Origin of the sequence: Ewingella sp. AOP8-B2-18, assembly GCF_052376015.1 — a bacterium.
GTDB classification, from domain to species: domain Bacteria; phylum Pseudomonadota; class Gammaproteobacteria; order Enterobacterales; family Enterobacteriaceae; genus Ewingella; species Ewingella allii.
Genome location: NZ_JBQSVB010000003.1, coordinates 258,691 through 271,969 on the forward strand (window position 1 = coordinate 258,691; position 13,279 = coordinate 271,969).

General features: G+C 56.2%; 13 protein-coding genes. All 13 read left to right on the plus strand.

Annotation, left to right across the window (positions count from 1 at the left end):
- Positions 1–4: 4 nt before the first annotated feature.
- Entirely contained in the window at positions 5–670 is a 666-nt protein-coding gene (locus ACT3RR_RS09090) for a hypothetical protein (protein ID WP_496200145.1), read from the plus strand.
- A complete protein-coding gene (locus tag ACT3RR_RS09095; protein ID WP_496200146.1) occupies positions 667–1,998 on the plus strand; it encodes an MFS transporter in 1,332 nt (443 codons plus the stop codon). The genes ACT3RR_RS09090 and ACT3RR_RS09095 overlap by 4 nt, the downstream gene beginning before the upstream one ends.
- A 506-nt stretch (positions 1,999–2,504) precedes the next feature.
- A complete protein-coding gene (locus tag ACT3RR_RS09100; protein ID WP_353503335.1) occupies positions 2,505–2,879 on the plus strand; it encodes a helix-turn-helix domain-containing protein in 375 nt (124 codons plus the stop codon).
- 340 nt (positions 2,880–3,219) lie between these two features.
- A complete protein-coding gene (locus ACT3RR_RS09105) occupies positions 3,220–4,050 on the plus strand; it encodes a DeoR/GlpR family DNA-binding transcription regulator (protein ID WP_353503334.1) in 831 nt (276 codons plus the stop codon).
- Positions 4,051–4,108: 58 nt separating this feature from the next.
- Complete coding sequence (locus ACT3RR_RS09110; protein WP_185689259.1) at positions 4,109–5,095, plus strand: substrate-binding domain-containing protein; 987 nt, start codon at positions 4,109–4,111, stop codon at positions 5,093–5,095.
- 2 nt (positions 5,096–5,097) lie between these two features.
- The gene (locus ACT3RR_RS09115; RefSeq protein ID WP_034792984.1) at positions 5,098–6,630 is read left to right on the plus strand and encodes a sugar ABC transporter ATP-binding protein; all 1,533 of its coding nucleotides are present in this window, start codon (positions 5,098–5,100) and stop codon (positions 6,628–6,630) included.
- Positions 6,623–7,612 carry an ABC transporter permease gene (locus ACT3RR_RS09120; protein ID WP_278881252.1) on the plus strand — a complete coding sequence of 330 codons (990 nt, stop codon included), beginning with the start codon at positions 6,623–6,625 and terminating at the stop codon, positions 7,610–7,612. Before ACT3RR_RS09115 ends, ACT3RR_RS09120 begins: the two co-directional genes overlap by 8 nt.
- Before the next feature lie 37 nt (positions 7,613–7,649).
- Entirely contained in the window at positions 7,650–8,690 is a 1,041-nt protein-coding gene (locus ACT3RR_RS09125; protein ID WP_485902612.1) for an ABC transporter permease, read from the plus strand.
- Positions 8,691–8,751: 61 nt separating this feature from the next.
- On the plus strand, positions 8,752–9,432 hold the full coding sequence (gene alsE, locus ACT3RR_RS09130; RefSeq protein WP_100936917.1) for a D-allulose 6-phosphate 3-epimerase: 681 nt from the start codon (positions 8,752–8,754) through the stop codon (positions 9,430–9,432).
- Positions 9,433–9,446: 14 nt separating this feature from the next.
- Positions 9,447–10,382 carry an allose kinase gene (alsK, locus tag ACT3RR_RS09135; RefSeq protein ID WP_496200147.1) on the plus strand — a complete coding sequence of 312 codons (936 nt, stop codon included), beginning with the start codon at positions 9,447–9,449 and terminating at the stop codon, positions 10,380–10,382.
- Positions 10,379–11,308 (plus strand): ribokinase, encoded by a 930-nt coding sequence (rbsK, locus tag ACT3RR_RS09140; RefSeq protein ID WP_485902584.1) that lies wholly within the window; start codon positions 10,379–10,381, stop codon positions 11,306–11,308. The genes alsK and rbsK overlap by 4 nt, the downstream gene beginning before the upstream one ends.
- 189 nt (positions 11,309–11,497) lie before the next feature.
- Positions 11,498–12,370, plus strand: coding sequence for a carbohydrate ABC transporter permease (locus tag ACT3RR_RS09145; RefSeq protein WP_353503330.1), 873 nt, complete (start codon positions 11,498–11,500; stop codon positions 12,368–12,370).
- Entirely contained in the window at positions 12,360–13,253 is an 894-nt protein-coding gene (locus tag ACT3RR_RS09150; protein WP_496200148.1) for a carbohydrate ABC transporter permease, read from the plus strand. Before ACT3RR_RS09145 ends, ACT3RR_RS09150 begins: the two co-directional genes overlap by 11 nt.
- The last annotated feature ends 26 nt before the right edge of the window (positions 13,254–13,279 follow it).

Genomic DNA, 13,279 nt, shown 5'->3' on the forward strand with positions numbered 1-13,279 from the left:
AATCATGAGCACTTTACCTAATGGCATGCTGTTTGTGGCGACCAACGTCGCCGAGCAAGACGAAGCGGATTTCAACCAGTGGTATGACCGCGAGCACGTGGAAGAGCGCGTACGCATTGACGGTTTTTTGTCCGGCACGCGATATCAATTGATCGGCACTGCGGGACAAGGGCGCAAGTATCTGGGGTTGTATCAGACTGAATCTCTCAACAGCTTCTCAACCGACGCTTATCGCGCGGCCTTCACCCGCCAGACGCCTTGGTCCGTCGCCAGTCTGGATAAAATGGTTAACCCGATGCGCCGCGTTTGCGCCGTCGAAGTGGTGACTGGTTTTGGCAGCGGCCGCCATCTGGCGATCATCCCGCTGGCGTCTCATGTCGCGGGAGAAGCCCTAACGGCGCGCATTGCGCATCTGGGCGAAACCCTGTTTGCTCAGCCCGGTTTTATCCGTTCACGGCTGTTAACGCCGGATGTTTCACTCAGTTCTCCTTTACCGAAAGAGTCGGCAGAAGACCGCCCGATGATCCCCATGATGTTGATTGACAGCAGCAGCGCCGAGTCCTGCCAGAAACTGACTGAACTGGCATGTCAGGCTTTGCATATTCCCAATACTGAGGCGCTGCACTACGGTCTCAGCTGGCAACTTACCGCGCAGGAGTTGAAATCATGAGCCTTTCCACCACTGAAAATGCAGGAATTAAGGGCAGCACGCATCAGGCCGATACCACTCACAGCCCGCCGAAAACCGGGCGTTTGGCGGCCGCCAGTTCAATCGGCACCGCCCTGGAGTGGTATGACTTTACGGTCTACAACATCATGGCGGCGCTGATTTTCAACCACGTCTTCTTCCCGTCGTTCGACCCGCTGGTCGGCACGATTTTGGCGTTTTCCACCTATGCCGTGGGCTATGTGTCGCGACCGATTGGCGGCATGGTGTTCGGCCATCTCGGCGATGTGCTTGGACGGCGTTTCGTGCTGGTTACCACTCTGGTCATTATGGGCGTGACTACCGCGCTGATGGGCCTATTGCCGGGCTATGCGAGCTGGGGGATTTGGAGCCCGCTGCTGCTGGTGACGCTGCGTTTTGTGCAGGGTATTGCGCTCGGCGGCGAATGGGCGGGGGCAGTATTGCTGTCGATGGAGCACGGCAAGTCGCACCAGCGCGGGCGCAACGCCTCTTTCGCGCAGGTCGGTCCCTCTTGCGGCACCTTAATCGGCACCGGGTTAATTACCCTGATCACCGTGCTGCTCTCTGCCGATGATTTCCAGAGCTGGGGCTGGCGTATTCCTTTCCTGCTGAGTCTGGTGCTGGTGTTCTTCGGCCTGTGGCTGCGTCGCGGTATTGGCGAAACGCCGGCATTTCTCAAGCTGGAGCAGAGTAAAAACACCACCCATACGCCGCTGAAAGAGGTGTTCACCCAGCATCCGCGTGCTCTGCTGATTGCCGGTGGTTCGCGCATTGGTTCTGACGTGCTTTACGCGCTGGTGGTGGTGTTTACCCTGACCTACGTCACCACGGTTCTGCATTTACCTCGCCCGCTAGCGTTGACCGCGACCATGCTCGGTGCGCTGGGGAATGCCGTGACGGTGCCGATGTTTGGCGCGCTGTCTGACCGTTTCGGCCGTCGCCCGGTGTATATCTTCGGCGCGGTGGCGGCGATGATCTGGGCGTTTTTGTTCTTCGTATTGCTCGACAGTACCCAGCCAGTATTGATCTGTCTGGCGGTCATTGGCGGATTGTTGATTCACGCCATCATGTATGGCCCGCAGGCGGCGTTTGTGACTGAACAGTTCCCAACCCGCGTGCGCTACGCCGGTTCCTCTTTAGCCTACACGCTGGCAGGTATTCTCGGCGGCGGCTTTGCTCCACTTATCATCACCACGTTGTTTAAAGAGTACAACAGCACGTTGGCAATCTCGCTCTACGTCGCGCTGGCTCTGCTCATCACGCTGGTTTCAGTTTTCGCCGCCAAAGAGACGGCACACAAACCGCTATAAAATGAAAACACATCAATTGATCGACAGAACGGGGAAGGATCCCTGTTTTGCGATACCCCTCGACAAATATAAGTATTAATTTGATAATATAAGTATTGAGCCTTATATTTCCTTGCTTGGAAATGGAGAAGGTTTAAGGAATCTAAGGGAAATTATGGCGACTCTGAATTGGTCCATGAGGTCGATTAAAGAGCTTAAAAAGGATGTTCCAGCCAGCCAAAGGAAAAAAATAGTGAGCATGGTTGCCGAGTTAGCTGATTTTCCCCATGTGCGACCTAACCTCGACATCAAGCCCCTCTCTGGCGCGAATGGAAGGTACCGAATGCGCGTTGGGGAATACCGAGTCTTATTTATCGTGGTAAAAGGCACGCCAATTATTCTCACCATTGAGCATGTGCTAAGGCGAACGTCTAAAACCTATCAATAGCCAGCGCGCGAAAGGCTATGAAGCTACTTGGCAGCTACCTTACTACTTGAAATATAAGCCATACACCGGAGCCAAAATCATGAGAGGTATTCAATTTATTACCGACGAGCAGGGCGTTAAAGTGTCCGCCGTGGTGCCGATTAACGTGTTTGAGCGGTTGATTAAACAAGTGGATTTAGCGGCGTTGGCACCAGAATTATATCAGGCTGAGGGAGGGCAAAATGATGAACTCATTCCGCACGAGGTAGTTGAAATCATGGTCAATAAAGATGTGACTATCCAAGCCGCGTGGCGACTGCACCGTGGGATGACGCAAAAAGAAGTCGCGGCGAAGCTGGGCATAAAACAAGCCGCCGTATCGCAATTTGAAAAGTCAGATAACCCGCGCCCAGAGAACCTACTTCGGCTGGCTGAACTCTACGGCTGTCGCCCGACTCAATTGGTCATGAGCTAAATCACATTGCATGTAAAGAAGCCGCCCCTTTCGGGCGGTTTTTTTGTTTTCCCTCCCCAAAACGGTCATCCCCACATAAACGGTCACACTCGGTCATTTTTTATCACGAGGATTTGTGACCGTTTGCTGAAATCTTTTTGTCCGTTTGCAAACCCAAACGCGATTTATTGCCGTGAGCGCCACAGATCTGAAATTTAACATTTCATCTTTTCATCGATTTTTTTGACAACTATCACATGGTCAGCGCAGCGCAAAGAGTGCGCGGCCGCTTTTGAGGAAGCCCGCATTCCACATGCCGTGGTCTGCGTATCCTATTGAACATCGGGAAGAGGAAAAAACCATGCTGCCTGTAGAACGTCACCGCTTTATTACCGAAGTCCTTGCGCAGCGAGGACGCGTGCTGGTTCAGGAAGTGGCTGAGCTTTGTCATATCTCGCTGGAAACCGCGCGTCGTGATTTGGCTCTGTTGGAAAAGCGTGGGTTATTGGTTCGCAGTCACGGCGGCGCGGTGTTTGTTGAACACCCTCATGGCGAGAAGCAGTACGTTCCGTCGCAGATTGAACAAGGTGAGTCATTCCGCGACCGCAGCAATCAGGCTCCAGACAGCAAAACGCGGATTGCCAAACGCGCCTTGCAGTTCATCAATCCGGGGGACTGTTTGCTGCTCGACAGTAGCTCGACCAGCTGGTTTTTGGCGCGCCAACTGCCGGATATTCCGCTGGTGGTGTTGACCAACTCGCTGCACATCATTCAGGCGCTGGCGGCGAAAGCCAACGTTAGAACCATCGGCTTAGGCGGCGAATACTCGGCCAAGTATGAAGATTTTATCGGTGTTTACGCCGAACAGATGCTGAAAGAGTTCGTGATTAACAAATTGTTTTTCTCCTGTCACAGCATCAGCCATGACGGGGGGATCAGGGAAAGTAATGAGCACCATGCGCGATTAAAACAGCAAATGCTGCTCTCCTCAGAACACAAAATTTTGCTGGCGGATGCCAGCAAATTCGGCCGCAGCTCGTTTGCGCGGATATGCCACTACCGGGAAATAGACACACTGATCACCGACCATCTGGATGATGAAGAGTTTCGGCAGGAGCTGGCCTGGAGCAACGTCAATGTCATTGAAGTCGCCCCTTTACCCCTACAAAAGAAAACCAAAAAACAACCGTAGCGACTGGGCATATTGCCCAACGACTGCGGCATAAATTGAACATCTGTGGAGAAACATCATGAAAAAGTCTGTACTGGCCTGTTTGTTTGCTTCAGCTCTGTTATCCGTTTCAGCCGCGCACGCTGCGGACAAAATTCGCATGGGCGTGGTGGTCAAAGTGGGCGGCAACGCCTGGTTCAACGCCATGGAAGTGGGTATCAAAAACGAAGCTGCTAAAGAGGGTATCGACGCATGGCAGGTCGGCCCAACCAGCGATGACCCGGCGTTGCAGGTGCGTGCGATTGAAGACCTGATCGCGCAGAAGGTGGACATCATCGGCGTGGTGCCAAATGACGCCAAAGTGCTGGAGCCGGTACTGAAACGCGCCCGCGATGCCGGTATTAAAGTCATCACCCACGAGTCACCAGATCAGAAATACGCTAACTGGGACTTTGAAATGGTCGATGCCACCCAGCTCGGCGTGAGCCACATGGTGGCGCTGGCGAAATGCATGAAAGAGACCGGCGATTACGCGGTTTACGTCGGCAGCCTGACCGTGCCTCTGCACCAGAAATGGGCCGATGCGGCGGTCAATTACCAGAAAGAGCACTATCCGAATATGCATCAGGTCGGCGACAAGTTTGGCGTCGGCGAATCCCTCGATGACACCATCCGCACCACCAATGACCTGATGTCCAAAGACCAGAACCTGAAAGGCATTCTGGCGATTGGCTCCCAAGGTCCAATCGGTGCCGGACGCGCGGTGCAAAACCGTGGCAAAAACGGCGACATCTGCGTCTTCGGCCCGTTCAGCCCAGGTCAGGGTGCATCACTGGTTAAAAGCGGTGCCATTAACGGCGGCTACATCTGGAACCCAATGGTGGCCGGTGAAGTCTTCGTGCGCGTCGCGGGCATGATCTCCAAAGGCACGCCGATCACTGACGGCATGGAAATCGACGGCATGGGCAAAGTGAAGGTGGATGAAGCCACTCACACCATCCTCGGTAACAAAACCGAAAGTCTCGACAAGGCGAACCTGCCAAAACTGGTGAAAATGGGGCTGTAATGATGGCGATCTCCGAGACATTTGATACCCAAACGATGCCGCTGATTGATGTGCAGAATCTGTCGGTGACCTTTGGCGGTCAGCGTGCATTGAATGATATTTCACTACAGCTGATGCCCGGCGAAGTTCACTGTCTGGCGGGCACCAATGGCTGTGGCAAAAGCACGTTGATCAAGATTATCTCGGGGGTCTACCAGCCGGACAACGGTTGCAGCATCACCCTCGCGGATAAAAATTTTAACCCGCAAACCTTCAGCCGCCTTAGCCCGGAGCAGGCGCGCAGCTTTGGGGTTCAGGTGATTTATCAGGACCTGTCGCTGTTCCCCAATCTGAGCGTGGCGGAGAACATTGCCTTCGACCACAACCTGCACGGGCTGATGGGCTGGTATCGCCCGTCACGCCTGCGCGACACCGCCAAGCGCATTCTCAGCGAGCTGAATTATCAGCTGGATGTCGATGCCAAAGTGGCGTCGCTGCCGATTGCCCAGCGCCAGCAGGTGGCTATCTGCCGCGCGCTGGTGGCCGATGCGCGGCTGGTGATTATGGATGAGCCGACGGCGTCTTTGACGCGCACCGAGGTCAACCAACTGCTGCGCACCGTGCATTACCTAAAAAGCAAAGGCATCAGCGTGGTGTTCGTCAGCCACCGATTGGACGAAGTGCTGGAGATTTCCGACAGCGTGACGGTCATTCGCGACGGCAAGCGAGTCGGCACTTACCCGGCCTCTGAAGTCAGCAGCGAACGCCTGACCGAGCTGATGACCGGCCTAAAACTCGACTATCGCCTGAAAGCCGCCAACCAGAATGACCAGCGCATCATGCTGGAGCTGGACAAGCTGAGCCGCGAAGGCCAGTACCACGACGTCAGCCTCAAACTGCACGCGGGCGAAGTGCTCGGTCTGTGCGGGCTGCTCGGCTCCGGGCGTACCGAACTGGCGTTAAGCCTGTTTGGCATGACCAAGCCGGACAGCGGCAAAATCTATCTCGACAGCAAACCGGTGCGTTTTCGCGGCCATGAAGATGCCATTAAGTCTGGCATTGGTTATGTTTCGGAAGACCGCCTGACGCTGGGGCTGATTCAGCAGCAGTCGGTGGGGGACAACACCGTGCTGGCGATCATGGATCAGCTGCGCAGCCGGTTTCATCTGATCGACGAATACCGCAAAAACAAAATTATCCAACAGTGGATCGAAAAGCTGGGGGTCAAAGTCGCCAGCCCGGATCAGGCCATTTCCACGCTGTCAGGCGGCAACCAGCAAAAGATCGTTCTGGCGAAATGGGTGCTGACTCAGCCGAAGATCTTGATCCTCGATTCTCCCACCGTCGGCGTGGATGTTGGGGCCAAAGCCAGTATTTATCAGTTGATCCACCAACTGGCGGAAGAGGGGATCTCCATCCTGCTGATTTCCGACGAAGTGCCGGAAGTCTATTTCAACTGTGACCGGGTGCTGCACTTCAGCGAAGGCACGGTGAAAGGCGAGTACCTGCCCGCCAATATCAGCCAACAACAACTTGCGGAGGCGGTGAATGCTTAATCTCAACCGTTTACGCCCGTCCACCAACGAAGGCTATCTGGCCTGGGTGCTGGTCGTGGTGATCGTCACCTTCTCGCTGCTGACTAACCAGTTTTTGACCCTGCAAAACCTGCTGGACCTGTCTGAAAGCTACGCCGTCAGCGGCATTTTCGCCCTCGGGCTGTTTGTGGTGCTGGTCACAGGTGGGATCGACATCTCCTTCGCCGCCGTGGCCTCGGTGGTGCAATACACCATCGCCACGCTGGCGATCCACTACGGCCTCGCCAGCCCAACCGGCACGATTTTACTGGCGATCGCCATCGGCTCCGTCTTCGGCATGATCAACGCCATTCTGATCTACTGCCTGCGCATCGTGTCGATCATCGTCACCATCAGCATGCAGTCGCTGCTGTTCGGCATGCTGATGTGGCTGACCAATGGCACCAGCCTGTATGACCTGCCGGACTGGCTGGTGACGCCGCTCAAGGTGCTGCCGTTCAGCGTCGGCACTCAACACTATCAGATTGGTTTGCCGCTGGTAGTGATGCTGGCGGTCGCGGCGCTGACTTGGGTGCTGCTGAATAAAACCCATCTTGGTCGCCAGCTGTTTGCCGTCGGCGGCGATCAGGAATCTGCGCGGCGCATTGGTATTCGAGTCGGTGTACTGCACCTGTTCGCTTACGGCTATCTCGGCGCAATGGCGGCGATTGGCGGACTGGTTCAGGTTTATCGCGTGGGGGAAGTGGTGCCTAACGCGCTGGTCGGCGGCGAGCTGGACGTTTTGGCGGCGGCCGTTCTTGGCGGAGCCAGCCTGAATGGCGGCAAAGGCAGCGTGGTCGGAACCTTGATGGGCGTGTTCCTGATTGGAATTCTCAAGAACGGCTTGAACCTGATTGGCGTCTCCAACTACTTCATGAACATCGTTATCGGCGTGGTGATCGTGGTGGCTATCACCGTCACTCACTACAAAAAACGCAAAGAAACCGATGTCGGCTTCGCGTAAGGAATCTGCAATGTTAACCAAAACCAAGAGCCTAAAAATGAAGTCCGGCGGCGCGGGCCCGCGCTTCAAATTTGATAACACCACGCTGGGCCTGAGCCTGCTGCTGGTGGTGGTGATTGTCGGTTTCAGTCTGGCGATGCCCGGCCGTTTTTTCAGCAACTCTACCTTTATGAGTGTGGCTTTCCAGTTGCCGGAGCTGGGCCTGCTGACGCTGGCGATGTTCATCCCAATCCTCAGCGGCGGCCTTAATCTGTGCATTATCGCCACTTCCAACCTGACCAGCTTACTGATGGCGTGGGTGTTTCTGACCTACCTGCCGCCGGACGCTAGCCTCGGCCTGCAAGCCGTCTGGCTGACGCTGGCGCTGGTCGGCGCGATGGTGCTGGCGATCGCCATCGGCATGTTGACCGGCGCGCTGGTGGCCTATGTTGGCGCGCACCCGATTTTAGTGACGCTGGCGACCATGACCATGGTTAACGGCATTGGTATCTATTTGTCACGCGGCGCGGCGATCAGCGGCATGCCGGACATCGTGCGCTACATCGGCGCGGATACCCTGCTGGGCATTCCGGTGCCGCTGATCATCTTCTTAGTCACGGCGGTGCTGATCGCGGTGTTTCTCGAACGCACTCGTCTGGGCAAATACATCTACATGAGCGGCAGCAACATCAACGCCACCCACTTCAGCGGCGTCAATACCCACCGCGTGCTGATCGCCATCTACGTGCTGTCGAGCATGCTCTGCGTGATTGCCGGGTTAGTGATGATGGCGCGCTTCAACTCGGCGCGCATGGGCTACGGCGACTCCTACCTGCTGCTCACCGTGCTGGCGATTATTTTGGGCGGCACCGACCCCTTCGGCGGCTTCGGTCGAGTGACCGGCGTGGTGCTGTCACTGGTTGTGCTACAGGTGATTTCCACCGGCCTCAATCTGTTGAACGTCAGCCCGCACTTCAGTCTGGCGATGTGGGGCGCGGTGCTGATTGTGGTGCTCGGCCTGAAGTTCTTCCGCAATCGCTATATGCAGAAAAGAGCAGGGCGGATGAGCGCCGCGAAGGCCCGAGCCGCCGCGCCTTAGACCTTATTTTTAATGACTTAACGACACGCATTTTCAATCTCTCTGAACCCAGGAACAGACTATGGAATACAAAATCTCTCCGTCGCTGATGTGCATGAGCCTGATCGACATTAAGCAGCAGCTGGCGGTGCTGAACCGCCGCGCTGACATGCTGCACATCGACATCATGGATGGTCACTATGTGAAAAATATCACCCTGTCGCCGTTCTTTATCGAGCAGATCCGCCCGCACACGCCGCTGGTGCTCGACGTACACATGATGGTGGAAAACCCGACCGATTTTATTGAGCCGATTGCTAAAGCCGGAGCGGATTACATCTGCCCGCATGCCGAAACCATCAACCGCGACGCCTTCCGGGTGATCAATCAGATTCGCTCGCTGGGTAAAAAAGTGGGCGTGGTGCTTAACCCGGCCACCCCGGTGGAGTTTATCCAGCACTATATTCACCTGCTGGACAAAATCACCGTAATGACCGTGGATCCGGGCTATGCGGGCCAGCCGTTCATCCCTGAAATGCTGCATAAAATCGCTCAACTGCGCGATCTCAAGCAGCAGAAGAACTACCGCTATCTGATCGAAATCGACGGATCCTGCAATGTGAATACCTATCAGGATCTGATGGGCGCGGGGGCGGAAGTGCTGATCGTCGGCAGCTCCGGCCTGTTCAATCTGGATAAGGATTTGGACAGTGCGTGGGACAAAATGCTCGACCAGATGCGTCAGGCGCGTCAAGCGGCCTAAGGGCGGGAGAGGCTATGGAGCATTTTCTCGGCGTAGACATTGGCGGCACCAACACGCGGCTGATGCTGATGAACGACCAACAGGTTTTTCAGGGATATCAGAAAGTGCCGACCCGCTCTTGGGCCGAACTGGCTGACCCACTCGGCGGGCTTGAGCAACTGCTTGCCGCGTACCTGCAAGGCACTGCTGCACAGGTGTCTGGGGTGATGCTCGGATTGCCGGGGATTTTGTCCCGCGACCGCAATACCGTGTTATCGCTGCCTTTTATTCCGGCGCTCGATAACCAGCCGGTGGCGAAGCAGCTTTCGGCGCGTCTCGGCCTGCCGGTGAGTATGGATAAAGACGTTAACCACTTGATGTGGTGGGACTTAACCCGTCTCGATGTGCTGCCCGACGTCGCCGTTGGAGTCTACCTCGGTACCGGGTTTGGCAACAGCCTGTGGCTGAATAATGACTTTTATCACGGGGCCCACGGCGGCGCGGGGGAGATTGGTCATATCCCCTTAAAAGACAACCATTTGCTGTGCCCTTGCGGTAAGACGGGCTGTGTCGAAACCCTGACTTCCGGCAACTGGCTTAGCGGTTGGGCCAGCCATCACGCGCCGCAAACCGCGATGTCAGACTTGTTCGTCAAACACGGCGAACACCCGGATTTGCTGGAGTTTATTGAGCGTCTGGCGCGTACCGTCGCCAGCGAAATGAACATCCTCGACCCGCAATATCTGCTGCTGGGCGGCGGCGTGCTGTCGATGGCGGCTTTCCCTATCGAGAAGCTACAGCAGCTGATTCGCTCACATTTGCGCAGTCCGCATCCGGCCAACGGCTTAACTATCGCTATCAGCGGCGTCTCGGACGAAACGGGTTGTCGCGGAGCCTGTCTGGCGGCGCAGCGGCGTTTTGAGCAACAGCGACCTTCACCGCGACATTTTTCACTCAGGAGAGAGGTATGAACAGAGGCAAGGTATGTGTATTTGGATCATTCAACCTCGACATTGTCGCCGGAATGACCCGTTTTCCTCAGCCGGGTGAGTCGCTGATTGCCCGCAACAGCATGATGGGCGCGGGCGGCAAAGGGGCCAATCAGGCCGTCGCCGCGCTGCGCGCCGGTGCGCGAGTTCACTACATTGGTAAAGTCGGGCGAGATGACTTCGGCACCTTTGCGCGTCGCCATCTCGACAGCGCCGGGTTTGATGCCGTGACCCTGTTTTCCACCGCCGAATGTCCCACCGGCAACGCGCTGATTTACGTGGCAGGGGCCGATGCGGAGAACATGATTGCCGTCGACCCCGGCGCGAATCTCACCGTGACCGATGACGAAGTGGAACAGTGCCGCCCGGCCATTGCCGCCGCCGACATTCTGCTGACCCAGCTGGAAAACAACCTGTCGGCGATTGAGAAGCTGATTGGCATCGCCAAAGATAACGGCACCTTTATTATTCTCAACCCCGCGCCTTTCCAGCCGGTGCCTGACAGCCTGCTGTCGCAGGTCGATTTACTGACGCCGAATGCCACCGAATGCACTTTGCTGACTGGCATTGAAGTGCACGACGTGGCCTCCGCCAAAGTGGCCGCAAAAGCATTGCACGCCAAAGGTATTAAGGCGCTGATCATCACCCTCGGCACCCAAGGTGCGCTGCTCTCGGTGGCGGGGAAAACGGACTTGGTTGCCGCGTTTCCTGCTGTTCCGGTCGACACCACGGGTGCAGGCGACGCCTTCAACGGCGCGCTCGCCTCCCAACTCGCCGCCGGAGCCGACCTCGCCGACGCCGCGCAATTTGCCTCAGCCTACGCCTCAGTCTGTGTCGAACGAGCCGGCGCCGCCTCATCAATGCCAACTTACGCCGAAGCCAAAGAGCGGCAGATGGTGGTGGTTTGAGTTAACTGCCGGTTTCCTGATTTGTCGCCTTTGGGGCGACAGATTAGGGAAGTTTAACACTTAGGTTTCCCCCACTTCGTTCAGTAACATTCGCTCGATTTTCATACAAAAAAGTATCATCTGACTGACACATGGCTGAAACACAGAAAGCTTAGCGTAACGGCTTATTTGACTGCCCGGTAATGAGAAATGCGCCGTTCGCTGTTCCCCTGGTTGGTGCTGATGCCCACCTTGATCTTCCTGTTTTTATTCACCTATTTCCCTTTATTCCGTTCTGCGGCCGACAGTCTGTATGACAGCCGGATGAACTCCGATAACCCGCCGTTTGTTGGTTTGCAGAACTATGTTCGCCTGCTGCAAGACGACGTGTTCTGGCGCGCGCTGCTTAATAACCTGTCTTACATTCTGATGACGGTGATCCCCGGTATCGTGCTGGCGCTGCTGCTGGCGGTGGCGCTATGGGAAAACACCGTGCTCAATCGCTGGCTGCGCACGGCCTTTTTCTTCCCGATGATTATCCCGCTGGTTAGCGCCGCCACCCTGTGGCTGTTTATTTTTATGCCGGGGCTGGGGCTTATCGACTATTACCTGGCGAAGTTTTTCGGGCCGATGAACAACAACTACCTCGGCGCGAGCGACAGCGCGCTGATTGCGCTGAGCGTGATTGGCGTGTGGAAATTCGCGGGTTACTACATGCTGTTTTTCCTCGCCGGATTGCAGTCGATTCCCGCTTCGGCGCGCGAAGCGGCGATGATGGAAGGGGCATCTCGCATCCAAACCTTCTTCTATGTCACCTTGCCACTGCTGCGCCCGACCATCAGTTTTGTGGTCACCATCGCGCTGATTTACGCCATCACCCAAATCGATCACGTGCCGGTGATGACGCAGGGCGGGCCGAATAACGCCACCACCGTGATGCTCTATTACATCCAAAGTTTAGCTAACGACACCCACGATTTAGGCAAAGCTTCGGCCGCGACCTTCCTGACGCTGATTTTACTGTTTGGTTTCTCGGTGATGAACCTGCGAGTGCTGGAAAGAGGGGCGCACTATGAGCGTTGAAACGTCTGACAACCTGCTGGTGACCAGCGCGAAGAGCCGCAGCCGCCAGCCTTCCCTGCTACTGCGCGGCGCGCGCCGTTCTACGCTGCCGCTTCTGCTGGTGTGCGGCGCGCTGCTGTGGGTCGCCCCTTTTATCTGGATGCTGTCGGCCTCCTTTAGCGAAAGCAGTTTCGGGCCGGGCATGGCGTCGCTGCTGCCGCGCTTCCCGCTGACGCTGCAAAACTTCCGCGACGCGTGGGACAGTGCCGACTGGCTGCGGCTCTACGCCAACACCATCTTCTTCTCCTTCGGCACCTTCTTGGTCCAGCTGGTGACCATCACCACGGCGGGCTACGTCTTCGCCTACCACGAGTTTCGTGGCAAACAGACGCTGTTCTACCTGCTGCTGATCCAACTGATGATCATGCCGGTGGTGATGATGGTGCCGAACATGATGATCCTCAAACAGTTCGGCCTGCTCAATACATTGACCGGCGTGATGATGCCGTACTTCGCTTCGGCGTTCGGCGTGTTCTTGATGCGTCAGGCGTTTCTGAGCATTCCGCGCGAAATCGAAGAGGCGGCGCTGATGGAGGGCTGTCGCTGGTGGCAAGTGGTGTTCCGCGTGCTGATCCCGATGTCGTGGCCAGCCATTTTGGCCTTCGCCACTGTCAGCATCACCTATCACTGGAATGAATACCTGTGGCCGCTGATGGTGCTCAACGACCCGGATAAACAGGTGCTCACCGTCGGGCTGGTCTCCTTTGCCATGGGCGCGGAGTCGGGCGGGCAGTGGGGGCTTATCACCGCAGGCACGCTGATGGTGTGCTTGCCGCTAATGCTGGCATTCGTTCTGTTCCAGAAACAATTTCTTAAAAGCTTTGGCTTTTCAGGCATTAAATAAACTGCCGTTAAATAAAGGGGTTACCG